The following is a 25,649-nucleotide window of genomic DNA, read 5'->3' on the forward strand; positions in this document are numbered from 1 at the left end:
CCGCCGGGCAACAAAACCTGCCCCACGCACACCCCGGGCCCGCACACCCCCACACCCCACGATCGCGCTCGATCCTGGATGTGGTGGTGTGCGGTCGCCGGGAGGCCCCTCGATCCAGGATCGAGCGCGATCTTGCCTGCGAACCTCATTGATCATGTGCTGGCGGATCGCCATGCCGGAATCGTCCAGGCCAACCCCATGATCGACACGCGCCGTTCGGATCCCCTGGGGGTACCCGGGGGGTTAGGCGGAGGCCCGGTGGACCAGTTGGGTGTCCAGGAGGATGTGGGAGGCGGGTAGCTCCTCGCCACGGATCCGGGCCACCAGCAGGCGGGCCATCTGCCGGCCCATCTCCTCCACCGGCTGAAAGACAGTGGTCAGCGGCGGTTCGGCCTGTCGGGCGATGGTCGCGTCGTCGAAGCCGATCACCGCGACGTCCTGCGGCACGCGGCGGCCGGCCTCGCGCAGGGTACGCAGCGCGCCGAACGCCATGAGGTCGGACGCGACGAAGACCGCGTCCAAGTCCGGGCAGGCGTCCAGTAGCCGGCGCATTCCGGCCGCGCCGCTGCCCTCGCTGAAGTCGCCGTACGCGATCAGGTCGGGGTTGACGCTGGCGCCGGTGGCCTTGACCGCGTCGGTGTAGCCGGCCAACCGGGCCAGGCCGGCACCCATGTCCTGCGGACCGGCGATGGTGGCGACGCGTCGCCGCCCCTGCCTCGCCAGGTACTCCACCGCCTGCCGCGCCCCGCCAACGTTGTCCACGTCGACAAACCAGGCCGGTTGGGCGCCGGGTTGCAGCATCCGGGCGGGCCGACCGCCGAGCACGGCGGGCAGGCCACGTTCCTCCAGCAGCGTCGGCAGCGGGTCGGAGTCGTGCAACGACAGCAGCAGTACGCCGTCGACGTGCTGGTTGGTGAGGTGGTGCTCGACCCGTTCCCGCTCCACCGGCGACTGTGCCATGGCCAGCCAGAGCTGCATCGGCGTCTCCAGCAACCCGGAGCTGATCCCCCGCACGATGCTGGCGAAGAACGGCTCGGTGAAGACCCGCTCGCCGGATTCGGAGACCACCAGCGCGACGGAGTCGGTGCGCTGGGTGACGAGCGCACGGGCGGCCCGGTTCGGCACGTACCCCAGCTCTGCGATGGCCTGTTGGACAGCGGCCCGGGCCTCGGGGCTGACCTGGGGCGAGCCGTTGACCACGCGGGAGACCGTGCCCCGACCGACGCCGGCACGCGCCGCGACCGCGTCGAGGGTCGGGCGCCCGAGCGACCGGGTGCGCTGCGTTGTCATCGTCTGCTCCTCCGACGGCGGGCGGACCCGGCGCCACCTGCGAGAGGTGGACGCCGGGGCCGTCCTGATGGCTGGCCCGAGCCTATTGTGCGGCCAGACCGTTGCGCCGGATCACCGAGGCGTACCACTTGGCGCTGGACTTGGGGGTGCGGACCTGGCTGTCGTAGTCGACGTGGATCATGCCGAACCGCTTGGTGTAACCCCAGGCCCATTCGAAATTATCCATCAGCGACCAGGCAAAGTATCCCCGCAGGGGCACGCCGGCGTCGATCGCCTCGTGGGCGGCGCGCAGGTGGGCGTCGAAGTAGGCCAGCCGGTCGACGTCGTCGACCTGCCCGTCGACCACCGAGTCGACGAACGCGGAACCGTTTTCGGTGACGTACAGGGGCAGGTCGGTGTAACCGTTCACCCGACGCAGCGTCTCGGTCAGGCCCGGGGCGTCGATCTCCCAGCCCATGTCGGTGACCGGAACGCCACGGGTGACGAACCGGACGTCCTCGCTGCCCGGCCAGCACGAGGGGGCAGGGTCGGCCTCCACGCCCTCGACCGGCGCGGCGACCACGTGCCGGCTGTAGTAGTTGACCCCGACCAGGTCCAGCGGCGTGGAGATGGTCGCGAGGTCGCCGTCGCGCACGTGCGCGAAGTCGGTCACCGTGCTCAGGTCGGCCACCAGGTCCTCCGGGTACGACCCGCGCAGCAGCGGGTCCAGGAAGAACCGGTTGGCCAACCCGTCGATCCGCCGGGCGGCGTCGGAGTCGGCCGGACTGTCACTGGCCGGGTCGACCGGGTAGAGGTTGACGGTCACGCCCGCCTCGGCGGCCGGCCGGGCGGCCCGCAGTGCCTGCACGGCCAGGCCGTGACCGAGCATCAGGTGGTGTCCGGCACGCACCGCGTCCGCTCCGTTGGTGCGGCCGGGGGCGTGCACGCCGGAGCCGTAGCCGAGGAACGCTGAGCACCACGGCTCGTTCAGCGTGGTCCAGTAGCGCACCCGGTCACCGAGCGCGTCGGCCACCAGCGTCGTGTAGTCGGCGAAGCGGGCGGCGGTGTCCCGCGCCGGCCAGCCGCCGGCGTCTTCCAACGGCTGCGGCAGGTCCCAGTGGTAGAGGGTGAGCCACGGCTCGATGCCGTTGGCGAGCAGCTCGTCCACGAGTCGCCGGTAGAAGTCCAGGCCGCCCGGGTTGGCCACGCCGGTGCCGGTGGGCTGCACCCGGGACCAGGAGACCGAGAAACGGTACGACTTCAGGCCCAGCTCGGCCATCAGCGCGACGTCGTCGCCGAGGCGGTGGTAGTGGTCGCACGCGACGTCCCCGGTGTGCCCGGCGACGACCCGACCCTCGGTGTGGCTGAAGGTGTCCCAGATCGACGGGGCGCGGCCGTCCACGGCCGCCGCCCCCTCGATCTGGTACGCCGCCGTCGCGGCCCCCCAGAGGAATCCGGGTGGAAAGGTCAGCCCAGGGCGCTCGTCGAGGACGTCGACGGCGGGTGGGCTGGCGGGGTTGCTCACGACTTGACGGCACCTTCCATGATCCCGCCGATGATCTGGCGGCCGAACACGAGAAAGACGATTACCAGGGGGATGGTGCCGATCGCCGTGGCGGCGAACACCTGGGAGTAGTCGGTGTAGTAGGCGTACGAGAGGAAGGAGAGCGAGACCTGCAGGGTCGGGTTCTCCGGGGTGAGGATGGCGTACGGCCAGATGAACGAGTTCCAGGTCTCCATGAAGGTCAGCAGACCGAGCACGCCGGCGGCGGGACGTAGCGCGGGCAGCACGATGCTCCAGTAGATCCGGAACGTGCTCGCCCCGTCGACGCGGCCGGCCTCGATCAGCTCGTCGGAGATGGCCTGGCTGGCGTACTGCCGCATCATGAACACGCCGAAGGCGCTGACCAGGAACGGCACGGTGACCGCGTAGAGGGTGTCGTACCACCCCAGGTCCTGCATCATGGACCAGAGCGGGATGAGCCCCATCTGGGTCGGGATCATCATGGTGACGATGATCGCCAGCAGCAGGACGTTGCTGCCCCGGAACTTCAGCTTGGCGAAGGCGAACCCCGCCAGTGAACCGGTGAGCACCACCGACACGGTGACCACCGAGGAGACGATGATCGAGTTCATCATGCCGGTGAGGAAGTTGGCGGCGTCGTTGTCGAGCACCCGCCCGAAGTTGTCACCGAACGCGCCACCGGGGGTCAGCGGCGGCGGCACGTCGTTGATGTTGTCCAGGCTGCGACTGCCGATCACCAGCATGTAGTAGAACGGGTAGATCGACAGCAGCGCCGCCAGGACGAGCGCCACGTAGGTCAGCGGGCTGGTGCGCCACAGGCGCTGGGAAGCCGAGATCATCGATCTCTCCTCACTTCGCCGAGCGGCGGACGAGTAGGAAGTTGAACAGCGACACCACGATGATGATCATGAAGATCGCCCAGGCGACCGCGGCTCCGTAGCCGGCGGTGTTCAGGTTCACGATGCCCATCTCGTACATGTACATGGCCAGCGTCTGGAACTCCCGCTGGTTGCCGCCGATGATGTTGCCGTTGCCGAAGAGCAGGGGCTCGGTGAAGAGCTGCATGCCGCCGATCGTGGACAGGATGACCACGAAGATGAAGGTGGGCTTGAGCATGGGCAGGGTGATCTGCCAGAACTGTCGCCACGGACTGGCGCCGTCGATCTCCGCGGCCTCGTAGAGGTCCTTCGGGATCGCCTGCATGCCGGCGAGCAGGATCAGGGTGTTGTACCCGGTCCACCGCCAGTTGACCATGGAGGAGATGGCCGTCCAGGAACTCCACCGGTGCCCGTCCCAGTCGACCGGGTCGACACCGACGAAGCTGAGCAGCCAGTTGAACAGGCCGAACTCCCGCTGGAACAACATCCCGAAGACGATCGCGACCGCGGCCACCGACACCACGTTCGGCATGAAGATGGCCATCCGGAAGAAGGTCTTGGCGCGCAGGAGGGTCCGGTTGAGCAGGTTCGCCAGGAAGAGGGCGAGCAACAACTGCGGGATGGTCGACAGGGCGAAGATGCCGAACGTGTTGACCAGCGCGTTCCAGAAGTACTCGTCGGACACCAGCCGGGTGTAGTTGTCGAAGCCGATGAACGTGTGCTCGCCGATCATGTCCCAGTCGTGCAGCGACATCCAGGCGGTACGCACCATCGGGTACAGCCCGAATATGCCGAAGATCAGGAAGAACGGGGCGATGTAGAGGTACGGCGAGTACTTGACATCGAGGCGGTTGAGTAACCTTCCCCGTCGACGTCGGCGATCGACGTCGGGAGAAGGCGGTGCTGCTGGCGACGGCCGTGCCGTCGTGGCCGACAGGCTCATGCGAATTTCCTTTTCCGGCGAGGCCCGGGGGCCCTCGCGCAGGGCGCTACGCGGAGGGGACCGGCCGGTGGCGTCCGGGAAACCCCGAACGCCACCGGCAGGGAATCACTCAGAAGGCACCCTGAGTCTTGGCGTCCTTCGTGAACTGCTCCCAGGCCTTCGCCTTGTCGGCCTGCCCGTTCTCGAACGCCCGCAGGGCCGGCTCGAGTGCGTTCTCCTTGACCGCCTGGTGCTTCGGACCCAGGTGGGTCGGCTGGATCTTGGCGACGCTCTCCCCGAAGATCTTGCCGGTCGGCGCGTTGCTGAAGTACTCGTTGGTGTAGCTGATGAACGCGTCGTTCTTCAGCGCCTCCAGGTTCGTCGGCAGCGGGCCCTTGAGCTTGAATGCCTCGACCTGGCTCTTCGCGTTGGTCAGGTACTCGGCGAGCTTCGCCGCCTCCTTCGGGTACTTGCTCTGCGCCGGAACCGCGAGCCACGAGCCGCCCCAGTTACCGCCGCCGCCCGGCACGGACGCGACATCCCACTTGCCCTTGTTGGCCGGACCGGAGTTGTCCGACACGATGCCGAGCATCCAGGACGGGCAGAAGGTGGCCGCGAAGGTGCCCTGCTTGAAGCCACCAGACCACTCCGGCGACCAGGTGGACGCCTTGGCGGAGATGTCCGCCATCGAGGTGGCGGTGTCCCAGGCGTTCTTCACCGCGGGGCTGGTGTCCGCGATGATGTTGTCTTCCTTGTCGTAGAACAGGTCACCGTTGCCCTGGAAGAGCACACCGTTGGAGACGGCGGTGATCGAGTCGATGAACGCCTTGCCGCCGGTGCCCTGCTTGTACTTCAGACCGGCGTCGTGGAAGCCCTTCCAGTCCGGCCAGAGCGCCGACACCTGGTCGCGCTCGGTGGGCAGGCCGGCCGCCTGGAACAGGTCCTTGCGGTAGCAGACGGCGAGGCTGCCGACGTCGGTCGGCAGGCCGATCAGCCGGCCGTCCGGCGCCTTGCCCAGCTCCCACTTCCAGGGCAGGTATTCCTTCGAGTGGTCGGCGACCAGCGGGGTGAGGTCCGCCCAGTTGCGCGCGTTGGGCTTGAACTCGTTGAGGATGCCCTCTTCCAGGGCGGTGACGTCCGCCGCGCCCTTGCCGGTGGCCAGGTAGCGGACCAGCTTCGGCCGGTACTCACCGAGCTGCGCGGTCTTGCGCAGCTCGACCTTGATGCCGGTGTCCTTCTCGTACTGCTTGACGAGCTCGTCGTAGCCCATCTCGCCGAAGGTGTCGACGACCAGCTTGGCGGGCTTCTCGCCGGCCGCCGGCTTGTCGTCGTCGTTGCCACAGGCTGCGAGACCGCTGACCGCGGTGATCGCGGCCAGGGCAGCGGCCGCCAGGCGGGTACGCCGCGTGGTGACACTCATTCGCTGACCCCTCTTTCCGGTGGTGAGGCTGATGTGTGTGGTGGGGGTTGCTCATCGCGCCGGGCCGGGGTCCGTGAGTGACACACACCACCTCCGGGAGCGCTCCCATGAGATTGCCGGCGGGTAACGGGAGTGTCAATAGGACGTTGGGAGCGTTCCCAGATCGTTACCGCTGACCACTCCCATCGCACCCACCCCAACCACACCCCCCGCCCCACCTCGGTGATCAAGAGGTTTCGGTCAGGAAAGGTGGCGCCGCTGACGCAAACTTCTTGATCAACAACCACCCGGCCCCGGAGGGCCGGGCGGGGGCGGTCAGCAGAAGCGGCGCAGGAGGGTGGTTGCGCGGGTGGGGTCGAATCGGGACGGGTCGAAGGTCGAACCCGCCCAGTCGCGCAGCATCGCGTGGCGGGAACCGGCGGGGTCGGCCGTGGCGTCCTGGTCGTCCAGGGCTTCCAGGAGCGCCTGGTAGCCCAACGGCCCGCCGACACCCTCCGGCGGGCAGGCCCGCTCGCCGGCCAGGCAGACCGGATACCGCTCGTCGGGGTCGGCGGCCAACGCGTCCTCCACGACCAGGTCGTGTTCCCACCAGTCGCCGAAGTCGTACGTGTAGGAGAACCGGCTGCCCTTGCCGAGCACCGCGTCGAGCCGCACGTCCAGCTCGTCGTGCAACGCCAACTCCCCGTCCGGGTCCGGCTCGCCGTACTGCATCGCGTCGATCTCGAACGAGTGCAGGTGGCAGTCCCGCCAACCCATCGCGTGCTGCACCACCCGGTGCAGCCGGTCCAGCGTGTAGCCGGCCGGCACGAGCACCCGGCGCCACACCGGCGGGCGGGTCCCGGCGAGGGACATCTTCAGCTGGAAGATCTGACGCGACATGCTGTCCTGTCCTCCCGCGGCTTAGGCTGCCAGCATGATCTGCCGAGCGTGCCGGGCCCGGCGACACGACGACTGCCCGGGCCGGAACTGGTGCGACTGCCAGCACCGTACCGCCGAACCCACCCCTCCGGTCACCGGTCCGGCCGGCGAATGACCGTCGGAATTCCGATCCGACGGCTCTGGCCCGAGCCGTCGACGCAGCCGCTCGACGACGCCACGCTGACCGCCCTCTACGGCCGCGCCGACGAGCCCCGACTGCGGATGAACTTCGTGACCAGCCTGGACGGCGCGGTCACCGTGGACGGCTACTCGGCCGGGCTCTCCGGCGAACCGGACAAGCGGGTGTTCGGCCTCCTGCGGATGACCTGCGACGCCCTGGTCGTGGCCGCCGGCACACTCCGCCACGAGGGGTACCGGGCGGTCCGGCTCAACGAGCGCCGCCGCGCCTGGCGCCGTGCCAACGGCCTGGCCGAGTACCCGACGCTGGTGGTGGTCTCCGGTTCGCTCGACCTGGATCCGGCGCAGGCCGCCCTCGCCGACGCGCCGACCCGCCCGGTGGTGCTCACCCATGCCGACGCCGACCCGCCGCCCGGGCTGACCGACGTCGCCGACGTGCTGCGCTGCGGCGCCGAGCGGGTCGACCTGGCCGCCGGTCTGGCCGAGCTGCACCGCCGCGGGCTCACCCAACTGCTCTGCGAGGGCGGCCCACACCTGTTCGGCGCGCTCACCGCCGCCGACCTGGTGGACGAGCTGTGCCTCACCGTCTCGCCGCTGCTGGCCGGGCCCGGCCCCGGCCGGATCACCGCCGGCGACGCCGCACCGCCCCGGCACCTGCCACTGCGCCACGTGCTCGCCGCCGAAGACGGCGTCCTCCTGCTCCGCCACGCCCGCCCGTGACCCGCCGTCGCCCGGTCGCACACCCACCGTCGTGAGTGTGACGGCGCATGGTGTCGTCCGCCGCGTCGCGTGGCGACCTGTCGTACTCCTCGGGCAGGATGCAGGGCATGCGCGCCGACCGTGATGCCCGACCGACCCGAGTCGCCCGATGACCGACGCCGACCTCGACAGCCCGGGCGAGGCTGTCGGGCGGGTGCTGGGCACCGCCGACGCCACCCCGTTGCAGTTCTGGACGGCCGTGGCGCCCGGCAGTTACCTCCAGCTCGACGACGTGGTGGTCACGCGACGGGAGCTGCCGGACCGGGAGCCGGTGACGATCGCCGGGGTGGTCACCCAGGTCCGCGCTCGGCACGAGGGCGCCCAGTTCGACTCCGACGTGTTCGCCATCGCCGACGGCACGCTGCCCGCGCAGGTGCAGGAGGCGGCCGAGGTCACCACCACCCGGGTCGATCCCGAGCTGTACGTGCCGCCGACCCCGGGCGCGGTGGTGTTCCGGGCCGAGGGCGATGCCCGGGCCCGCGCGCTGCACTTCGACCGGATGGAGCGGCGCATCCCGATGGGGATGGGTCGCGACGGGGTCCCGGTCTACCTCAACGCCGACTTCCTCGACGGCAGTCGGGGTGCGCACGTCTCCATCTCCGGCATCTCCGGGGTGGCCACCAAGACCAGCTTCGCCACGTTCCTGCTCTACTCGGTGTTCCGCTCCGGTGTGCTGGGCGGCGACGCGGTCAACGCCAAGGCGCTGATCTTCAACGTCAAGGGTGAGGATCTGCTCTTCCTGGACCACCCCAACACCCGCCTCGACGAGCCCACCCGCGCGGCGTACGCGAAGCTCGGGTTGAGCGCCGGCGCGTTCCCCGACGTGCGGGTGTACGCCCCGCCGCGCCCCGGCGACTCGGCCGGCACGCCGGATGTGAGCAGCCGGCTCACCGGCGTCGACAGCTTCTACTGGACGCTGAGCGAGTTCTGCACTGACCGCCTGCTGCCGTACGTCTTCGCCGACGCCGACGACGAGCGCCAGCAGTACACGATGGTGGTTCACTCGGTGGCCGCGCACCTGGCCCGCTACGCCCAGCCCGCCGACGGCGGGGTAAGCATCGACGGGGTCCGGCTCGGCTCCTACGGCGATCTGGTCGACCACATCGTCGATCAGCTCAACGACGACGAGACCCGCTCCGACTGGGCGGGCAGCGCGGTGGGGCTGGGCACCGTCAACGCGTTCGCCCGGCGGTTGATCGGCAGTAAGAAGGACCTGGCCCGGCTGATCCGTGGCGACCTCGCCACCCGCCGCCCCCACTCGATCAACACGAGCGAGTCGGCCCAGGTCACTGTGGTCGACCTGCACAACCTTCCCGACCGCGCGCAGCGGTTCGTGGTCGGTGTGACGCTCAAGAGCGAGTTCGAGCGCAAGGAGAAGTCCGGCACCGCCAAGCCGCTGCTCTTCGTCGTCCTCGACGAGCTCAACAAGTACGCCCCCCGGGAGGGCTCCTCGCCGATCAAGGAGGTCCTTCTGGACATCGCCGAGCGGGGCCGTTCGCTCGGGGTGATCCTGATCGGCGCGCAGCAGACGGCGAGCGAGGTGGAGCGGCGGATCGTCACCAACTCGGCGATCCGGGTGGTCGGCCGGCTCGACCCGGCCGAGGCGTCCCGCCCGGAGTACGGCTTCCTGCCGCCCGCGCAGCGCCAGCGGGCGTTGCTGGCCAAGCCGGGCACCATGTTCGTCAACCAGCCGGACATCCCGGTGCCGCTCTGCCTGGAGTTCCCGTTCCCGGCCTGGGCCACCCGGGTCTCCGAGGCGGGCCGGGCACCATCGGAGACGCTGCGCTCGATCACCCAGTCCGCCGACCCGTTCGCCGTGGTGGGCTCCGGCGGCGGCACCGACGACGACATCCCGTTCTAGGGAGGGCCGGCACAGGTGAGCGCGAGGAGTGAGCTTGCGAGCCCCGCAGTCGCGAACGGAAGGCCAGCTCAGCAATGAAGATCCTGCACACCTCCGACTGGCACGTGGGAAAGGTGCTCAAGGGGCAGTCCCGGGCCGACGAGCACAAGGCCGTGCTGGCCGGGGTGATCGAGATCGCCCGTGCCGAACAGCCGGATCTGGTGATCGTCGCCGGTGACCTCTACGACACCGCCGCGCCCAGCTCGGAGGCGACCCGCCTGGTCACCAGGGCGTTGACGGCGCTGCGGCGGACCGGCGCGGACGTGGTGGCGATCGGGGGCAACCACGACAACGGCCCGGCGCTGGACGCGCTGCGCCCGTGGGCCGATGCCGCCGGCATCACCCTGCGCGGCGGGGTGCGGGAAAATCCGGACGAGCACGTCATCGACGGCACCACCGCCGGTGGCGAGCGGTGGCGGCTGGCCGCGTTGCCGTTCCTGTCCCAGCGGTACGCGGTGCGCGCGTTGGAGATGTACGAGCTGACCGCCGCGGAGACCAACCAGACGTACGCCGACCACCTGGGCCGGGTGCTGGGGCGACTGACCGAGGGTTTCACCGAACCGGACCGGGTGCACCTGGTCACCGCGCATCTGACGGTGACCGGCGCGGCCACCGGTGGTGGCGAGCGCGACGCGCACACCGTGTTGGGCTACGCCGTTCCGGCCACCGTCTTTCCGGCCACCGCGCACTACGTGGCGCTGGGTCACCTGCACCGGGCGCAGCGGGTAGCAGGCCCCTGCCCGGTGCGGTACAGCGGCAGTCCGCTCGCTGTGGACTTCGGTGAGCAGGAAAATATCCCCTCGGTGACGATGGTCGAGGTGACGGCCAGCACCGCCGCCCGGGTGCGGGAGGTGCCGGTGACCGCGGCGAGCGCGCTGCGCACGGTGCGGGGCACCCTCGCCCAGCTCGCCGAGATCGAGGCACCGGACGCGTGGCTGCGGGTGTATGTGCGGGAGCAACCCCGCGCCGGCCTGCGCGAGGAGATCCAGGAGCTGCTCCCCCGCGCCCTGGAGATCCGGATCGACCCGGAGCTGTTGGCCGCCCCGGGCAGCGGCGCGCGCATCGCCCAGCGCTCGGGGCGTTCGCCCCGGGAGTTGTTCGCCGACTACCTGGACAGCCGGGGCCACGCCGACGAGGGTGTCCGGGAGCTCTTCGACGAGCTTTTCGAGGAGGTCGAGCACTGATGCGTCCGATGCGGTTGGACATGGCCGGGTTCACGGTCTTCCGGGACGAGACCACTGTCGACTTCACCGACGCCGACTTCTTCGCGCTGATCGGCCCGACCGGTTCGGGCAAGTCGACGGTGCTGGACGCCATCTGCTTCGCCCTCTACGGCATGGTGCCCCGCTGGGGTGGCGCCCGAGGGTTGGCGAACGCGCTCGCGCCGTCGGCGACCGAGGCGCGGGTGCGGTTGGTCTTCGAGTCCGGCGGCGCCCGGTACGTGGCGACCCGGGTGGTCCGTCGGGACGGCCGGGGCAACGTGAAGACCGCGAACGCCGGGTTGCAGCTCATGCCGGCCGGCTTCGACGTGACCAAACTGGACACCGGGTTGAGCCCGGACGATCTCGGCGAGGTGGTGGCCGGCACCCCCGCCGAGATGGAGCAGGCGGTGCTGGAGGCGGTCGGGCTGCCGTACGAGCAGTTCACCAGCTGCGTGGTGCTGCCACAGGGGCAGTTCGCCGATTTCCTGCACGCCAAGCCGGCGACTCGGCAACAGATCCTGGTCAACCTGCTCGGCCTCGGCGTCTACGAGGACGTGCAGAAGAAGGCGACGGCGCGCGCCGCGCAGGCGGAGGCCCGGCTGGAGGCGGTCGATCAGGTGCTCGCCGGGTTGACCGGCGTGGACGACGAGGCGTTGGCCGAGGCCGACGCCCGGGTGGAGCGGATGGCCGAGCTGGCGGCCGCGGTGGCCGAGGCGGTGCCGGAGCTGGCTGCGGCCCGGGTCACCGCACGGGAGGCCGCGGCGGCGCTGACCGCGCTGGACGACGAGCTGACAGTGCTGACCGGGGTGCGCGCGCCGGCTGGGGTGACCGCTGTCGCTCGCGCGGTCGCGGCGGCGCGGGCCGACGCCGAGGCGGCTGCGGCCGGGGTGTCGCTGGCCGAGGAGCGGGAGGACAAGCTGCGCGGTGAGCTGGCCGCCGCCGGTGACGAGAGCGCGCTGCGGCTGCAACTGCGGGCGTACGACGATCGGGATCGGCTGTCCGGTGAGGCCGACACGGTCCGGGCGACGGTGCGCGCGGCGAATGAGGAGCACGCCGCCGCGGTGGCGGCGTTGGCCGCCGCACGGGTGGTCGCCGAGCGGGCCGACGTCGAGCTGGAGGCGGCCTTCCGGGCGCACGAGGAGGCGAAGGCCACCGACCTGGCGGTGAGTCTGCGGGTGCACCTGCATGCCGGTGCCGCGTGCCCGGTGTGTGAGCAGCCGGTGGCCGTGGTGCCGGCGGTGCCTGCCGATTCGGCGGTGGCCGCCGCGACGGCGGCGGGCAAGGCCGCGCGGGCCGCGACAAAGGCCGCGCAGGCGACGGTGCAGGAGCGGGACACGGCGGCGCGGGAGCTGGAGCGGCTGCTGGTGCAGGCGCGAGCCCGGCAGGAGCAGATGGAGGCCCGGCTGGCCGAGCTGGACGGGCAGCTCTCCGGTGCGGCCGAGCCGGCCGTGTTGCGCCGGGAGTTGGCCGAGCACGCCCGGTTGCGACGCGCGTTGGAGGAGGCGGCGACGGCGGTCCGGGCCGGCCGCGAGGCCGCTCGGCAGGCCCGGGCCGGGGTGGACGCCGCCGAGGAGCGGCTGCGGGCGGCGTGGCGGGCCTTTGACACCGCCCGGGACGGGTTGGCCCGGTTCGGCCCACCGGCGACCGATCGGGACGACGTGGCTGCCGCGTGGGCGGCGCTGACCGAGTGGGCGACCACCGAGGCGGACCGACGCCGCGCCGAGCGGGCCGGTCGGGCCGCCGCCGTGGCGGAGGCCGAGTCGGTGGCCGACGGGGTGCAGCGGGCCATCGCGGGCATCTTCGCCGCCGCCGACGTGCCGGTCGGGGACGATCCGGTGCACGCGGCGACGGTGGCGGTGGAGCGGGCCGACGCCGACCGGCGGCGGCTGCACGAACGTCGCGAGCAGGCCGGGACGTTGCGCGAGCAGCGGGCGGGGCACGAGCGGGAGGCGCAGGTGGCGCGCGCGCTCGCCGGGCACCTTCGGGCCAACAACTTCGAGCGGTGGTTGCTGGCCGAGGCGTTGGACCTGCTGGTCGACGGCGCGTCGGGGATCCTGCGCGAGTTGTCCTCCGGGCAGTACGAGCTGGTGCATGACAAGGGCGAGTTCGTGGTGGTCGACCACCACGACGCGGGGCTGCGTCGCGGCGTGCGCACCCTCTCCGGGGGTGAGACGTTCCAGGCGTCGCTGGCGCTGGCGTTGGCGCTCTCGGAGCAGTTGGCGGGGATGTCCACCACGGCGGCGAGTCTGGAGTCGATCGTCCTGGACGAGGGTTTCGGCACGCTCGACGCCGCCACCCTGGACACGGTGGCGGCGACCCTGGAGAACCTGGCGGCCCGGGGCGATCGGATGGTCGGCGTGGTCACCCACGTGCCGGCGTTGGCCGAGCGGATCCCGGTCCGCTTCGAGGTGCGCAAGGATGCCCGGTCCGCGCGCGTGGAGCGGACGGGCCGGTGAGCGCGAGGAGCGCAGCGCAGCGGAGCCCCGCAGCCGCGAACGAAGGACCAGCCCGGTGAGCGCGAGGAGCGCAGCGCAGCGGAGCCCCGCAGCCGCGAACGAAGGACCAGCCCGGTGAGCGCGAGCGACCCTGCGTTCTTCGTGGATTCGTGGGACCCGGCGTACGGGGCGTCGTTCGAGGCGTCCGCCGCCGGGCCGGCCGCGCCGAGCAGCGCGCAGGTCGACGCGGACGTGGAGTTGCCCGCCGTGGACTGGCGGGCGATCGGGGTACGCCCCGGGGTGCGGGCACCCGACGTGGTGTTGCTGGTCGACGGGGTTCGCCGCATCGACGCGAGCATCTGGACGGCGGAGACCGACGGCCTGTCGTTCCCCGGGTTGGCCGCCTCGTACGCGGCCGGCGTGGTCCGGTGCGACCTGGGGCGGGGTGCGGCGCAGTTGGCGGGCACCCGGGTTGGTCGGGGCCTGTTCACGGCGAGCCCGTCGGCGCGGGATGTGGTGGCGGGCGCGATCCGTTACCCGGTGCACCGGGTGGGTGGCACCGGTGAGCTGGCGAAGCTGCCGGCCGCCGTGCAGGGCCCGCTGACCGCGTTGGAGGTGGCGGTGTCCGACGCCGCCCGGGTCGACGGTGACCTGTTGGTGGTGGACGGCCCGCTGCGCAGTCGTCGGCAGTTGCCGCGCACCCTGGGCTACATCAAGACGCAGCACAGTCAGTACCTGGATGCCCGGCTGACCGCTGTGGTGACGGGCATGGCGTCGGGTGAGCGCTCCCCGGTGTTCCGGCTCGGCACCGCCTGGGGTGGTTGGTCGTGGTATTTGCGGCTGCCGGTGGCGATCGGCGCGCCGTGGGCGGGCGTCGTTCGGGTGGAGTGCTCCGCCGACCTGCCCGTCGAGGCGGCGATCGAGCTGGCCGACCTGTCGCTGGTGACACTGCCGCGTTTCGCTTCCACCCCGTACAAGGATCCGCGGGCCCCGCAGAACCTGATCCCGATCGCCGGCCTGGAGCGCCGGCTGCGGGCCCTGCTCGGCGATTCCCGGCTGCTGCACCGTGCGTTGACCGCCGCGGCCCGCGCCGCCCGATGAGCGCGGATACTGGTTCCGGTGGGTCGTAAACGGGCGGGTGACCGGGTCGTCGAGCAGGTGGACACCGGGCTGGCGGAGCTGGTGCCGGCTCCGGACCGGGCCGGCTCGTGGACGCTGCTGCTGGACGGCGCGCCGCAGTCGCACGTCGACCTGACCGACCCCACCCACCTCGAGTTCGAGTACGTGCGGCGGTTGGCCGCCGCAGTGGATCTGATCGCGCCGGCCGGTGCGCCGCTGCGGGTGCTGCATCTGGGTGGCGGCGCGCTGACCCTGCCCCGGTACGTCTCCGCCACCCGACCCGGGTCTACCCAGCGGGTGTCCGAGGTGGACGGCGCGCTGGTGGAGCTGGTCCGTCGGGCGTTGCCGTGGCCGTCCGACGCCCGGTTGCGGGTCCGGGTGGAGGACGCCCGGGCGGTGCTGGCGTCCACCCGGGAGGGCAGCTACGACGTGGTGGTCGCCGACGTGTTCGCCGGCGCGCGTACGCCGGCCCACCTCACGTCGGTGGAGTACGCGGCCGAGGTGGCCCGGGTGCTCCGCCCCGCCGGTTGGTACCTGGCGAACCTGGCCGACGGTCCGCCGCTGCGGCACGCTCGCGGGCAGGTCGCCACTGTCCGTTCGGTGCTGCCGCAGGCCTGTCTGGTCGGGGACGCGGCGGTGCTGCGTGGACGCCGGTACGGCAATCTGGTGCTGGTCGCCGGGCGGTCCACACCGCCGGTGCCGGAGCTGACCAGACGCGCTGCCGGCGACTGGTTCCCGGGCCGGGTGGTGGCCGGCGACGACCTGGACCGCTTCGTCGGTGGCGCGCAGATCGTCCGGGATGCCGACGCGACCGGCTCCGATCCGCCACCGCCTGGCCTGTTCTCAGTCCGCCGCTGACCGTCCACTCGACAACGCGCCGTAGATATTTTCGCCGATTGTTGATCCGTTGGGGCCGGTGCTGCGTACCACCGGGCGGCCCACCTTGTGGGCCGGCGTTGGTCACGGACGATCCCGGAGGTCTGCATGCACGCGGTGGCGGCCGGTTGGCATGGCGACGCGGTACGCGCTGACTGGTTGTCGGCGCGACCCTCGTCACGGTCAACCTCGTCTGCCCGGGGGGTCGACTCGCGGGCGACGCCTCGCCAGAATGGTCCGGTGACGCCGCGACCGGCGCCCGGGCGCCATCAGGCGACGACAACCGAGGCCAGCCACTCCGACCAGTTGATCCGTCAGCTCTACGCCGAGCACGCCGGCCCGTTGCTGATGTTCGTCATGCGCCTCACCGGGGGGGACCGGCAGCGCGCGGAGGACATCGTCCAGGAGACGCTGCTGCGGGCCTGGCGCAACGCGCACCGCCTGGGCACCCAGGGGCAGGGTTCGCTGCGGCCGTGGTTGGTCACCGTGGCCCGCCGCATCGCCATCGACGAGCACCGCAGCCAGGAGGCCCGGCCGCCGGAGACGTACGACCGGGACCTCACGGCGTTCGCCGAGGCGGACAGCACCGACCGGGTGCTGCGGACCATGACCGTGGCGGACGCGCTGCGTACGCTCAGTCAGTCGCACCGGGAGATCCTGATCTCGACGTACTTCCGGGGGCGGACGGTGCCGGAGGCCGCCGAGGAGTTGGGCCTGCCGCTCGGCACCGCCAAGTCGAGGGTCTACTACGCGCTGCGCGCGCTGCGCACGGCTCTGCAGGAGCGGGGGGTGACAGAATGAGCCGGCCGGACCACATGGACGTCGCGGCGTACGCGCTCGGTGTGCTCGACGAGCAGGACACTGAGCGGTTCGAGGAGCATCTCGCCACCTGCTGGGCGTGCGCGGCCGAGTTGGAGACGATGGTGCCGGTGGTCGGGCTGCTGTCCGACATCGACGGCGAGACGATGATGGCGATGGAGCAGACGGCGACCGACCCGGCCCTGCTGGACCGGACGCTCGGCGCGGTCCGGGCCGACCGGCGGCGTACCCGGTTTCGTCACATGCTCGCGACGGCCGCCGCGGTGGTGGTCTTCGGCGGTCTGACCGGGTACGGCTTCGTCAGCGTGACCGGCAACGAGCAGGCGCCGGGGGTGCTCGCCGAGTCGACGCCGAGCGCGCCCACCCCGCCGACGAGCGCGCCGACGGCCGCGCCGAGCGGCCCGGGTGTGGGCGGCACCGAGGTGGAGGGCGACCAGGTCGAGGCGACCGACGCGACCACCGGTGTGCAGACCACCATGTTCCTGGTGACCAAGGACTACGGCACCCGGATCAATTTCAGCCTGCGGAAGCTGCCCGGCCCACGCATCTGTCGACTGGTGGTGGTACGTAAGAACGCCACCACCGAGGTCGTCTCGACCTGGTCGGTGCCGGAGGGCGGCTATGGCACCAACACCCGGCCGCAGGGTCTCGAACTGAGCGCCTCGACGTCGGCTCTGCCGAAGGACATCAAGCAGCTCCAGGTGCAGTCGGTGGATGCCAACGGCGTGGCGAGTCCGCTGGTCACCGTACCCATGTAAGAGTGCCAGCCGCATCGGCGCCGGTCATTGTCACAATGACCGGCGCCGATCTGTCGTTGGGCGAAGGGTCCCCTCGCGGGGGCGTACGCAGGGGAGCACTGAACGGTTCAATCGGTTTACGTGAAATTGACCACTGTTACTACTTCAACCTTGACAGCCCGCCCGCCGTACCTATGGGTGAACTGTCAAGAATGAGGAGGGCACGTGGCACAGATGAAGCGGACCGTCATCGTCGCGAGCGCGATGGTCGCACTAACGGCCTGCGCTCCCGCGGGTTACGACGGGGCGAACTCGAGCGCGGCCGAGCCGGTCGCCGTCGCCGCGGCCGAGCCCACCGCGACGGTTGAACCTGAGGCCTCGGCTACCCCGGAGGCGCCCGCCGCCGACGCCCCGCCCGCGGACGTCGACCTGACCGAGAAGTTGGTCGGCAAGAGTGTGGCCCGGATGGGCAAGGTGGTCACCGACCAGGACGGCTGGATCCTGTACCGCTTCGACAAGGACACCGCCGACCCGCCGTCGTCGAACTGCGTCGACAAGTGCGCCGAGGTGTGGCCCCCGGCACTGACCGACGGCAACCCGGAGCTCACCGGCGTCTCCGACGACAAGGTCGGCAGCGTGACCCGGCAGGACGGCACCCGTCAGCTCACCATCGCCGGCTGGCCGGTCTACCGCTACATCGGTGACAAGAAGCCCGGCCAGTGGAAGGGCCAGGCTGTCGGTGGCACCTGGTTCGTGGTCCAGCCGGACGGCAAGAAGAACCTGAGCTGCCTGCCCAAGGGCACCCCGAAGGCGGTCGCACCGCCGGCGGACAGCGGCTCGAACGACGCCGGAGGCTCCGGCTACTCGTACTGAGCCTGGTCGCCCACGAGGGCACGGTGGTCGGTCGTCGCCGGGGAGGGCGCGACCGGCCACCGTCATGTGCGGAGGTCCGGTGCCGCCGTCATCGACCCCCCGGCCCCGGACAGCCGACGGTTGCGCTCACTACCCCGCTCGAACTGGCTGGCGACGGGGAAGTATGCGCCAAGGAACGCCTCGATGATCCTGGCTTGGTCCTCAGCCGGCACGTCGCCGTCGTGGTAGTCGTTGAGACAGAACACGTCGAAGGCTCGGCCGGCCAACAGATTGTCCAGCCGCAGCAGGTGCGCGGCCAGCCCGACGTTGGCGAAGGTACAGCGGATCGCCCCTCCCGTCGTCCGTCCGCTCATCAAGCCGAAGTGATGCGCCAGGGACGAGAGCATGGATACGTCGTCGGTGGAACGGATGCGGTTGGCTGCCGTCTGCCGGACCGACTCCGGAAACGCCGCTTCGATGTCGTAGAGGGTGCTGCGTCGGTGCGCGTGCGGAGCGTGCAGGAACGCGTGGATCAGCGTCTTGCCGAACGCTCCCTCCAGCAGACGCCGGTTGTTCTTGGCGGCCACCGCGAACGCCTCGTCGTCCGGACTGGGAGGCGTGAGCGGGATCTGGGTCGGGCTCTTGAACGCCTTGGGCAGCCCACCCGGGTCGAAGAACATGTCGGGTCCGAAGAGCCGGCCGAAGAAGACGTCGTCGTTGAGGTAGACGAAGTGCTCGGACAGCCCTTCGATGTGATGCAGTTGAGTCTCGATGGCGTGGGAGTTGAACGTCGGCAGGACGCTCCGGTCGGCGAAGATCTCCTGATGGTCGACTATCCGGACCTTCGGATGCGCGGTGTCGAGCCAGTCCGGCACCTGGCCATCGGTCACGATCCAGATCCGGTTCACCCACGGCGCGAAGAGATCGACCGACCGTAGCGAGTATCGCAGCTCGTCCCGACTGCGGAAACGTTCGGCGCCCTGCAGCGCACCCTCTTCGGCGTACCCGATTCCCAGTGCCTCTGCGCGGCGGCGCGCCCAGACCGGGTCGGCCCCGTCGACCCAGGTGTAGACGAGGTCGATGGGGAAGGTGATCTCGTCGGCGAGCCGTCGCGTGAACGGTTCGACGGATCGGTAGTTCCGCCCCCCGACCGTCACCACGGCCGGAGTGAGGGATTCGGCGGCCAGCCGGTCCCCCACCAACGTCCGGCTCGGGCCGCAGAGGTCCGATCCGTCCTCGACGGTCTGCCAGAACTCGACGGCACACCCGTAGATGGTGCCGAGCCGTAGCGTCTGCGACTGGGTCATCGCCGGTTCGAAGACCCGCAGCCAGGCGGCCGTGGCCATGGCGGTGACCCCGATCGTGGCTGCCGCCGGCCAGACCCCCATCGTGCGGTTCCGCTGGTCGAAGGCTTCCACGTAGACGGGCCGACCGGCGTGCCGACGGGCGAGGGCGGCAACGACGGACTGCCGGGTCTCCTCCCGTACGGCCACCCGGAAGGTCGGCGACATCTGTCGGACGAGGAAGTAGTCGATGCCTGCGGCGTCGAGGCTGTCCACTGTCAGGTCCAGATTGTCCCGCGCGACCTCGTACGGCGTGGAGTCCCGGAGGCGCGTCAACTGCCCCCGTGTCCAGAGCAGGTCGTCCCGGCCGGCCTCGACTCCGGCCGCCCATGCTTCCACGTCGACCTCGCCGACGCTGCGGGCGACGGCCTTTGACGGCACCACGTTCGGCGCCGCCCTCCGGGCCTGCTGCGCGGCCACCGCGGCCAGTCGCCGATCCGTCCAGCCCGGGCGGTCACGGTCGGCGAGCAGGTCGGCGAAGAGCCGCTCCCACTGTGGCATCACCTTCTCGACGGAGAAGCGCTCCACATCGCGCAGTGCGGCATGCCCCATCATGTGCCGCAGACCATCGTCCTCGACGAGCTTCCGCAGTGCGGCGGCGAGTTCATCGATGTTGTCGGGGGCGACCAGGAACCCGGTTTCGCCATCCTCGATCACCTCACGCGGCCCGTTGGGGCAGTCGTACGCCACCACCGGGACGGCAGCGCTCATCGCCTCGATCAGGGTGAGGCCGAAGGACTCGACGCGGGACGTCACCATCGCCACCGACGCCTTGGCCCACTCGTCCTCGATGCTCTCCGTCGGACCGAGCAGGTGAACCTGATTGCCGAGTTTGAGGCCGGCGATGCGCTCCTCCAGCCGCGCCCGTGAACCGCCTCCGAAGATGCGCAGCCGCCAGTCGGGGTGGTCCGGGGCGATCTGGCCGAAGGCGGCGATCGCATGCTCGAACTGCTTCTCCGGGCTCAACCGACCCGCCATCACGACGGTACGGGTCTCCCGTGTCGACCGTGGTCGGTAACCGTCCTCGATCGGGTTGGGCAGCACGACCAAGCGGGGAGCAGCGTCCACCAGCAGTTCGGCGAACCAGTCCCGGGTGGGGCGGGAGAGCAGCGCGATCGCGTCGGCCCTGGCGGCGAAGAGCCCGAACGGCTCACCGGAGGAGCCCCGAAGTTCGGCGACGCGGTGCTCCTGCGCGACGATCACCACCCGTCGGGGGAGCAGCGTCGCGGCGACCGCGAGCAGTGCGGGGGTGGTGGTAACCACCACGTCGGCGTCGATCTCGCCGAGTACGCGTTCGAGTTCGAGGTCGGACAGCGCGGAGAACGCGCCCTCCCAGTGGCGCCGGACCAACGTGCTGGGCGCGGCGGCCAGCGCCTCGGCGACGGCGTCGGGCATCCCACCACGTACCGGCCGGGTCACGCCCCCGCGAGTGTCGAGCAGGTGCACCAGCTTCACCGCGGGGTCAACCTCGAAGGGCATCTCGTCGCGGGTGCGGAGGACACCGATGACCTCCACCTCATGCCGATGGGCCAACCAGTTCGCCTGTCGCAGGACGGTGCGTTCGGTGCCACCGATGGCATCGGCCCAGGTCAGCAGATAGGTGATCTTCATAATTTGCCGTCCGTCGCGCGGGATTGGATGGGGAGGCAGGCCAGGGCGAGGCTGCCGGCCGGCGTGAAGTAGGGGCGGACGCGGACTGAACGGCCGGGCGCGGCCCAGACGATCGCCGCTGGCGGCCGGAGGGACTTCTTGGGGTTGGTGAGATCGTGCAGCACCGTGCCGACGCGCAGCCGGCGTGGCCCGGCGTACAAGCGGACGTCGAAGGTCCGCTCCCGAACGCGCCCCGTCTCCGTCATGGGCGACAACGGCAGAGCGAATCGCAACAGGTCCGGGCCCACCGGTTCGCCGCCGATGCGGAACGACTCGCCGCCGCCCCGCGGCTCCAACCCGACCTCCACCGGCCCGTCGGCGTGCCAGCCGACCGTTCGCACGTCCAGGCTCGCTCCGGTCCAGTCGAGTCGGACGTCGGTCAGCTCGGCCAGTGCCCCGGGGGCCGCGACGGCAAGCGTGAGCCGGCCGGCCTGGTCGGTCAGCGGTCGGTACCGGTGTCCCGAGTCGGGGCAGGGCGGCGTCGACACTGTCGGTCCCGCAGGTCGTTCGGTCAAGCCGCCGACCACCCGGACGGGATCTCCCCCGCCGCTTTCGCTGATGAGGCGACACTCCACCCGCCACGGATCACCCGGGGGCAGATCCAGTCCACCCGGCCGGCCGCAGAGCAGGACGGCGGCGGACGCGGCCAGACCTCCGCTGGCCCGCCGTAGGTCGGCAGGCACGGTAAGCCGCGTACTCCCACGGACGAGGTGCAGTTCGGCGCCGACGACATCGGCGGCGAGCGCACTCGGCACCTCAAGGTCCAGGTTGAGGGTGTGACCGTCGAGCACACCCACGAAGCGTGCCTGGATCGACGGTCCCGCCGGCAGTGCGGCCCGGAAGATCCGCCGGGGGGCCGGTGTCTGGACGGCGCCCTTCAGCTGCGTCACCTGCCGGCTCAGTTGCCGGTCGGCTCTGCGCAGGGCGACCCTCAGCCGTGGCCAACGCCGCAGCGCGTCGGACGCCAGATCGCGTAGATGCGCCCCGTTCATGCCTGTCCCGCTCATGCCCGTCTCCGCCCGTTCCCTGTGGCCGTCCACTCACCGAACTGTTCGCCACTGCCCGCCCGCCGCTGCCTGGCCGTCCAGAGCCGTCCATCCACCCCGACAACACCAGCCACAACTCGTCCGTCGGCGTCCACCGCCACCGCCGGGGAGCCGACGAAGAGGACACCGGAGGTGGACCACGCGGTGGACACCCCCCGCCCCGCCGGCTGCCAGGACAGGCTGGTCGTACCTGTGTCATCGCGTTTGACCAGGACCGTCCCGCCCGGATCTCGTGGGACCGCCGCCGCGGCCACCGGCCCGAAGCCGCCCCGGCCGTCGAGGCTCGCCGGGTTGACCGGCCAGCCACCGCCGACCCGTTGCCGCAGCGCCAGCACCCGACCGCTCTCCGCCTCGCGGAACACCAGCAGCAGCCGGCCCCCGGGCTCCTCCACCACGGTCAGCGGACCCGCCGGGGCCGGAACGGACAGCATCGATGGCCGTTCGAACTGCCCGTCGACAGTGGCCTGGCGCCAGTGCAGCACCGCTTTGTCGGTCCCCGCGAACAGCTCGATGCGACCGTCGGCCGCGCTCGTAACCGCGAGCCCCTCCTGCACGACACTGCCGCCGAGGTCACGCCAGGGGCCCCAGGTGTCCGGGCCGGTCTGCACGCGGCTGCTCACGCCGCGCCCGAAGTTTCGGACGAACACCTGCACTCGACCGTCGGCGCCGACAGCGGCAACCGGCATGCCCATCTCCAGCCGCCGGACCTCCGCGTCGACCGCGCCGTCCGCCGGGTTTCCCAGGTCCACCCAGGGCCCGAACGGTCCGCCCGGTTCCGACTCCACAGTGGTCACCAGGACGCGTCGGTGTCCCTCCCGCGCCAGGTCGAGTACCTGCCGGACACCGAAGAGGTGGATCCGGGCGTCGGCGCCCACAAGCGCGTACAGGTGCGGCACCAGCCCTGCCCCGTCGACCAGATCGGGCCCACGCCATTTCCCGCTGCCGGGTCGGGTCTCCCGCCACACCGATGCCCGGTCCCCGAGGACCCCGAACGCGGCGAGCCGCCCGTCGACCTGTCGGAGCAGCCAGGAGCCGCTCCCGGGATAGCGAGGATGGGTGCTCTGCCCGTAACCGGGCACGTGGCCCTGATCGCCGACCTGGTAGTCGCCGCAACCCACCGGGTCCCCGCAGTCCCGGGGGACGCCTCCGTAGATGTCCAGCAACGCCTTCTTGGCGGCGAACGCCTCCTGCCCAAGGTTCCGCGGCCAGTGCCGGTTGTAGTAACCCCGGTAGCTCTCGCGTAGGACCGGCCGCCCGCCGGCCAGTTCGTAGCGTCGTACCGCCTCAAGGGCGAAGTACGCGCTGGCCGTGTGCGTGAGGTGGTCGGAGTAGGCGATCTTCCCGCTGGCGGCGTCGTAGGTCTTGTGGTCCGGATCGGGGTCGAGCAACCGCACGACGGTCGGCTCGACCTCCCGCAGCAGCGCCGTCAGCGCGGTGAGCAGTTGCTCCCGGTCGTACTCGCCGACAGCCTCCAACGGGCTGCCCGTCGGCCGCAGGGCCGGCAGGGCCGGCAGGCTCCCCTCCCACAACGCGCTGAGCCACCGGGGCGGCTCGTCCCCGACGGCGTCCTGCGTCCTCAAATTGAAGAAGACCAGGCGTACTGCGGGCGCGCCGACCAGTGTGGCGATCTCCACCGGCAGGCCACCCGCCAGCACCTGAGCGACCCGCGACCAGGTGGCCCTCCGATCGCCGAGAGCCATCTGTGCGTACGCCGCCCGGATGCCGTTCTGGCGAGCTGCGGCGTAACCGGCGAAATCAACGGGAACGGCGCGGCGATCGGGGTGGTTCTGGGGAGCGTTGCGGCCGTCGGACTCACTGGCGGTGAGATAGACCGCGGTGACCGGGGAACCGCTGTCGATCGCATGCTGCACGGCGGGGTTGAGGAAGAAGAGGTCGTCGTCGGGGTGCGCGACGACCTGGAAATAAGCCGCGAGGTGACGCGACGACGTGGGATTGGCCCTGCCGACACCGTGTCTCAACCAGAACATGGCGTCACTGCCGGCACAGGAGAGCGGCGACGGTCGCCGCGAGACGGCGCGGATCGTGGACGGCAATCACGTCAGGCCTTCTCCCACGGGCTGGACACTGGAAAGTAGGTGTCCAGAAAGGGCGTGATGATCGCGAGCTGGGCGGCCAGGTCCTCCTCCGACGAGAAGGCGTCGTTCAGACAGAAGACGTGCCGGTCCCGCCGGGCCAGCAGGTGCGCAAGCCGCGCGGGAGTGTCGGGATGGGACAACTCGGCGATGGCGTACTCCAACTCGCCAGGCACGGCTCGACCGGTCTGGAACGCGTAGTAGTGGTGCAACGAGGAGGCGATCGAGATGTCCGTCAGGCCACGGAACCGGCTGGCGGCGGTCCCGCGGTGCGGCAACGGGAACTCCTGCTCGATCTCGTACAGAACGCTGCGCCGAAGCGCGTGCGGCATGTGCTTCATCTTCTGGTTGAGGACGGTTCCGAAGCGTTCGGCGATCAGCGCGCGATTGTTCTTCCCAGCCGCCGAGGACGGGATGTCCTCGGCACTCGGGGTGCCCGGCGGCACCAGCGCTGGCGACGGGAAGAAGCGGGAGATGCCGTTGGCCAGGAAGAAGTCCTGAGGCAGCACCTCGGTGCCGAGGAAGACGTCGTCGTTGAAGTACAGGAAGTGCTCAGAGAGCCCGTCGATGTGGTGCAGCTGGCTCTCAATCGCGTGGGAGTTGTAGGTGGGCAGCACCGATGGGTCCGTGAAGATCTCCCGGTGGCTGACCACCCGGAGCCCTGGCGCGGACAGCTCAAGCCAGGTGGGCACCTGGTCGTCGGTCACCAGGTAGATGTTTCGCACCCAGGGTGCGAACAGGTGCACCGAGCGCAGCGAATAGCGGAGTTCGTCGCGGCTGAGGAACCGAGCCGGGCTCGCTGCCTCCGCGTGGTAAGGAGTCCCGGTCACGTCGGCGCGCCGACGCAGCCAGTCCGGATCCGTACCGTCCACCCAGGTGTAGACGACGTCGATGGGGAAGGACACGTCATCGGGGCACCGCCCCGCGAACTCCTGCCGACTGCGAACGGTCACGCTGGCGGTCGGCGGCACCAGGCCCGTGAACAGGGACTCGGGCACGAGGACCGGAGGCGACGACACCTGGACCTGCTCCGCCACCGGGTTACGACGCGGGGCGACGAGCGTGTCCCCCTGCCGGGTCCAGAACTCGACGTCGCAGCCGTACGCCAGCCCCAGCACCAGCCGGTGCCGGGGGTCGGTCCAGTACCAGGTCAGCCGCACAACCGGGGCGTCCGCAACCCGCTCCCACGTCTTCGGCTCGAAGCCCGGGGCCGGGGGCCGCTCGCCGCTGGCCCGGGGTACGGAGACGTAACCGGGCACTCGGGCGCAGGCCGCCGCGAGCGCGGCGTACACCCGGCTGCGGTCGCCGGCGTCAACGGCGACCACCGACGCCCTCGGTGACCGCCCGCGGACGCGAAAGTAGTCCACGCCAGCCTCGTCGAGCGCTGCCGTTACGGCCGTCAGATTCGCCGTCCTGGCGCCCAGCGGCGTGACAGCCGGGTCGACTCTCGCGATCCGTGACCCGCGGTCGGCCGTCACGACCGCCCGATCACCACCCGCGAGCAGTTCCGGTTGTCGCCGGGCCAGCCGCTCGCTACGGCGTCCCGCCACCTGGGCGTCCCGGGACGCCCGGGCGACCCACTGCTTCAGCTGGTGGCGCGCTCGCGGACTCACCTTCGTCGCGATGGTACGGCGGGTCTGCGCGCTCAACACCCGGCGGTAGACGTCAACGAGCCCCGACGGTTCACCGAGCGCCCGTGGCGGCTCGGACGACGGCTGGGGTGCGGGGCGTACCAAGCTGAACTCCAC

19 protein-coding genes are annotated in these 25,649 nt (G+C 71.0%); 9 read left to right on the top strand and 10 right to left on the bottom strand.

What is annotated here, in order from left to right; all coding sequences use genetic code 11:
• Positions 1 to 243: 243 nt before the first annotated feature.
• The 6 genes from NIE111_RS05250 to NIE111_RS05275 form a co-directional block, all read right to left on the bottom strand.
• Positions 244 to 1,290, bottom strand: coding sequence for a LacI family DNA-binding transcriptional regulator (locus tag NIE111_RS05250; RefSeq protein ID WP_238683294.1), 1,047 nt, complete (start codon positions 1,288 to 1,290; stop codon positions 244 to 246).
• 82 nt (positions 1,291 to 1,372) lie between these two features.
• On the bottom strand, positions 1,373 to 2,794 hold the full coding sequence (locus NIE111_RS05255; RefSeq protein ID WP_238683295.1) for a GH1 family beta-glucosidase: 1,422 nt from the start codon (positions 2,792 to 2,794) through the stop codon (positions 1,373 to 1,375).
• Entirely contained in the window at positions 2,791 to 3,633 is an 843-nt protein-coding gene (locus NIE111_RS05260; RefSeq protein WP_238683296.1) for a carbohydrate ABC transporter permease, read from the bottom strand. Before NIE111_RS05260 ends, NIE111_RS05255 begins: the two co-directional genes overlap by 4 nt.
• Positions 3,634 to 3,643: 10 nt before the next feature.
• Positions 3,644 to 4,615, bottom strand: a complete 972-nt coding sequence (locus NIE111_RS05265; protein ID WP_238683297.1) for a carbohydrate ABC transporter permease — start codon at positions 4,613 to 4,615, stop codon at positions 3,644 to 3,646.
• A gap of 109 nt (positions 4,616 to 4,724) precedes the next feature.
• Positions 4,725 to 6,014, bottom strand: coding sequence for an ABC transporter substrate-binding protein (locus NIE111_RS05270; RefSeq protein WP_238683298.1), 1,290 nt, complete (start codon positions 6,012 to 6,014; stop codon positions 4,725 to 4,727).
• A gap of 315 nt (positions 6,015 to 6,329) precedes the next feature.
• Entirely contained in the window at positions 6,330 to 6,893 is a 564-nt protein-coding gene (locus NIE111_RS05275) for a plasmid pRiA4b ORF-3 family protein (RefSeq protein ID WP_238683299.1), read from the bottom strand.
• A 150-nt stretch (positions 6,894 to 7,043) separates the two neighbouring features.
• Here NIE111_RS05275 and NIE111_RS05280 point away from each other — a divergent pair, with 150 nt between their 5' ends.
• The 9 genes from NIE111_RS05280 to NIE111_RS05320 all read left to right on the top strand — a co-directional run bounded on the left by NIE111_RS05280 (position 7,044) and on the right by NIE111_RS05320 (position 17,790).
• Positions 7,044 to 7,790 carry a pyrimidine reductase family protein gene (locus NIE111_RS05280; protein ID WP_238683300.1) on the top strand — a complete coding sequence of 249 codons (747 nt, stop codon included), beginning with the start codon at positions 7,044 to 7,046 and terminating at the stop codon, positions 7,788 to 7,790.
• A gap of 148 nt (positions 7,791 to 7,938) precedes the next feature.
• A complete protein-coding gene (locus NIE111_RS05285; RefSeq protein WP_238683301.1) occupies positions 7,939 to 9,690 on the top strand; it encodes an ATP-binding protein in 1,752 nt (583 codons plus the stop codon).
• Between the two features lie 74 nt (positions 9,691 to 9,764).
• A complete protein-coding gene (locus NIE111_RS05290) occupies positions 9,765 to 10,913 on the top strand; it encodes an exonuclease SbcCD subunit D (RefSeq protein WP_112675573.1) in 1,149 nt (382 codons plus the stop codon).
• Complete coding sequence (locus NIE111_RS05295) at positions 10,913 to 13,387, top strand: AAA family ATPase (RefSeq protein ID WP_238683302.1); 2,475 nt, start codon at positions 10,913 to 10,915, stop codon at positions 13,385 to 13,387. The genes NIE111_RS05290 and NIE111_RS05295 overlap by 1 nt, the downstream gene beginning before the upstream one ends.
• A 114-nt stretch (positions 13,388 to 13,501) precedes the next feature.
• Positions 13,502 to 14,467, top strand: a complete 966-nt coding sequence (locus tag NIE111_RS05300) for a hypothetical protein (protein ID WP_238683303.1) — start codon at positions 13,502 to 13,504, stop codon at positions 14,465 to 14,467.
• An 18-nt stretch (positions 14,468 to 14,485) separates the two neighbouring features.
• Complete coding sequence (locus tag NIE111_RS05305; RefSeq protein WP_238683304.1) at positions 14,486 to 15,343, top strand: spermidine synthase; 858 nt, start codon at positions 14,486 to 14,488, stop codon at positions 15,341 to 15,343.
• A gap of 126 nt (positions 15,344 to 15,469) precedes the next feature.
• The gene (locus NIE111_RS05310; protein WP_238683305.1) at positions 15,470 to 16,162 is read left to right on the top strand and encodes a sigma-70 family RNA polymerase sigma factor; all 693 of its coding nucleotides are present in this window, start codon (positions 15,470 to 15,472) and stop codon (positions 16,160 to 16,162) included.
• The gene (locus NIE111_RS05315; RefSeq protein ID WP_238683306.1) at positions 16,159 to 16,938 is read left to right on the top strand and encodes an anti-sigma factor family protein; all 780 of its coding nucleotides are present in this window, start codon (positions 16,159 to 16,161) and stop codon (positions 16,936 to 16,938) included. The genes NIE111_RS05310 and NIE111_RS05315 overlap by 4 nt, the downstream gene beginning before the upstream one ends.
• 204 nt (positions 16,939 to 17,142) lie before the next feature.
• Positions 17,143 to 17,790, top strand: a complete 648-nt coding sequence (locus NIE111_RS05320; RefSeq protein ID WP_238683307.1) for a hypothetical protein — start codon at positions 17,143 to 17,145, stop codon at positions 17,788 to 17,790.
• Between the two features lie 62 nt (positions 17,791 to 17,852).
• Here NIE111_RS05320 and NIE111_RS05325 read toward each other — a convergent pair whose 3' ends face one another.
• The 4 genes from NIE111_RS05325 to NIE111_RS05340 form a co-directional block, all read right to left on the bottom strand.
• On the bottom strand, positions 17,853 to 20,723 hold the full coding sequence (locus NIE111_RS05325; RefSeq protein WP_238683308.1) for a stealth family protein: 2,871 nt from the start codon (positions 20,721 to 20,723) through the stop codon (positions 17,853 to 17,855).
• A complete protein-coding gene (locus NIE111_RS05330; protein WP_238683309.1) occupies positions 20,720 to 21,769 on the bottom strand; it encodes a hypothetical protein in 1,050 nt (349 codons plus the stop codon). The genes NIE111_RS05325 and NIE111_RS05330 overlap by 4 nt, the downstream gene beginning before the upstream one ends.
• Entirely contained in the window at positions 21,766 to 23,796 is a 2,031-nt protein-coding gene (locus tag NIE111_RS05335; RefSeq protein ID WP_238683310.1) for a DUF8189 domain-containing protein, read from the bottom strand. The genes NIE111_RS05330 and NIE111_RS05335 overlap by 4 nt, the downstream gene beginning before the upstream one ends.
• A gap of 71 nt (positions 23,797 to 23,867) precedes the next feature.
• On the bottom strand, positions 23,868 to 25,649 hold the full coding sequence (locus tag NIE111_RS05340) for a stealth family protein (protein ID WP_238683311.1): 1,782 nt from the start codon (positions 25,647 to 25,649) through the stop codon (positions 23,868 to 23,870).

Source organism: Micromonospora hortensis (genome assembly GCF_022230935.1).
Lineage (GTDB): Bacteria > Actinomycetota > Actinomycetes > Mycobacteriales > Micromonosporaceae > Micromonospora > Micromonospora hortensis.

What these genes read in the sequence shown, in the direction of transcription:
- NIE111_RS05250 (WP_238683294.1), bottom strand. Translation starts at nt 1,290, where the DNA reads ATGACAACGCAGCGCACCCGGTCGCTCGGGCGCCCGACCCTCGACGCG.
- NIE111_RS05295 (WP_238683302.1), top strand. Translation starts at nt 10,913, where the DNA reads ATGCGTCCGATGCGGTTGGACATGGCCGGGTTCACGGTCTTCCGGGAC.
- NIE111_RS05275 (WP_238683299.1), bottom strand. Translation starts at nt 6,893, where the DNA reads ATGTCGCGTCAGATCTTCCAGCTGAAGATGTCCCTCGCCGGGACCCGC.
- NIE111_RS05315 (WP_238683306.1), top strand. Translation starts at nt 16,159, where the DNA reads ATGAGCCGGCCGGACCACATGGACGTCGCGGCGTACGCGCTCGGTGTG.
- NIE111_RS05270 (WP_238683298.1), bottom strand. Translation starts at nt 6,014, where the DNA reads ATGAGTGTCACCACGCGGCGTACCCGCCTGGCGGCCGCTGCCCTGGCC.
- NIE111_RS05285 (WP_238683301.1), top strand. Translation starts at nt 7,939, where the DNA reads ATGACCGACGCCGACCTCGACAGCCCGGGCGAGGCTGTCGGGCGGGTG.
- NIE111_RS05265 (WP_238683297.1), bottom strand. Translation starts at nt 4,615, where the DNA reads ATGAGCCTGTCGGCCACGACGGCACGGCCGTCGCCAGCAGCACCGCCT.
- NIE111_RS05290 (WP_112675573.1), top strand. Translation starts at nt 9,765, where the DNA reads ATGAAGATCCTGCACACCTCCGACTGGCACGTGGGAAAGGTGCTCAAG.
- NIE111_RS05310 (WP_238683305.1), top strand. Translation starts at nt 15,470, where the DNA reads ATGCACGCGGTGGCGGCCGGTTGGCATGGCGACGCGGTACGCGCTGAC.
- NIE111_RS05330 (WP_238683309.1), bottom strand. Translation starts at nt 21,769, where the DNA reads ATGAGCGGGACAGGCATGAACGGGGCGCATCTACGCGATCTGGCGTCC.
- NIE111_RS05280 (WP_238683300.1), top strand. Translation starts at nt 7,044, where the DNA reads ATGACCGTCGGAATTCCGATCCGACGGCTCTGGCCCGAGCCGTCGACG.
- NIE111_RS05260 (WP_238683296.1), bottom strand. Translation starts at nt 3,633, where the DNA reads ATGATCTCGGCTTCCCAGCGCCTGTGGCGCACCAGCCCGCTGACCTAC.
- NIE111_RS05335 (WP_238683310.1), bottom strand. Translation starts at nt 23,796, where the DNA reads ATGTTCTGGTTGAGACACGGTGTCGGCAGGGCCAATCCCACGTCGTCG.
- NIE111_RS05325 (WP_238683308.1), bottom strand. Translation starts at nt 20,723, where the DNA reads ATGAAGATCACCTATCTGCTGACCTGGGCCGATGCCATCGGTGGCACC.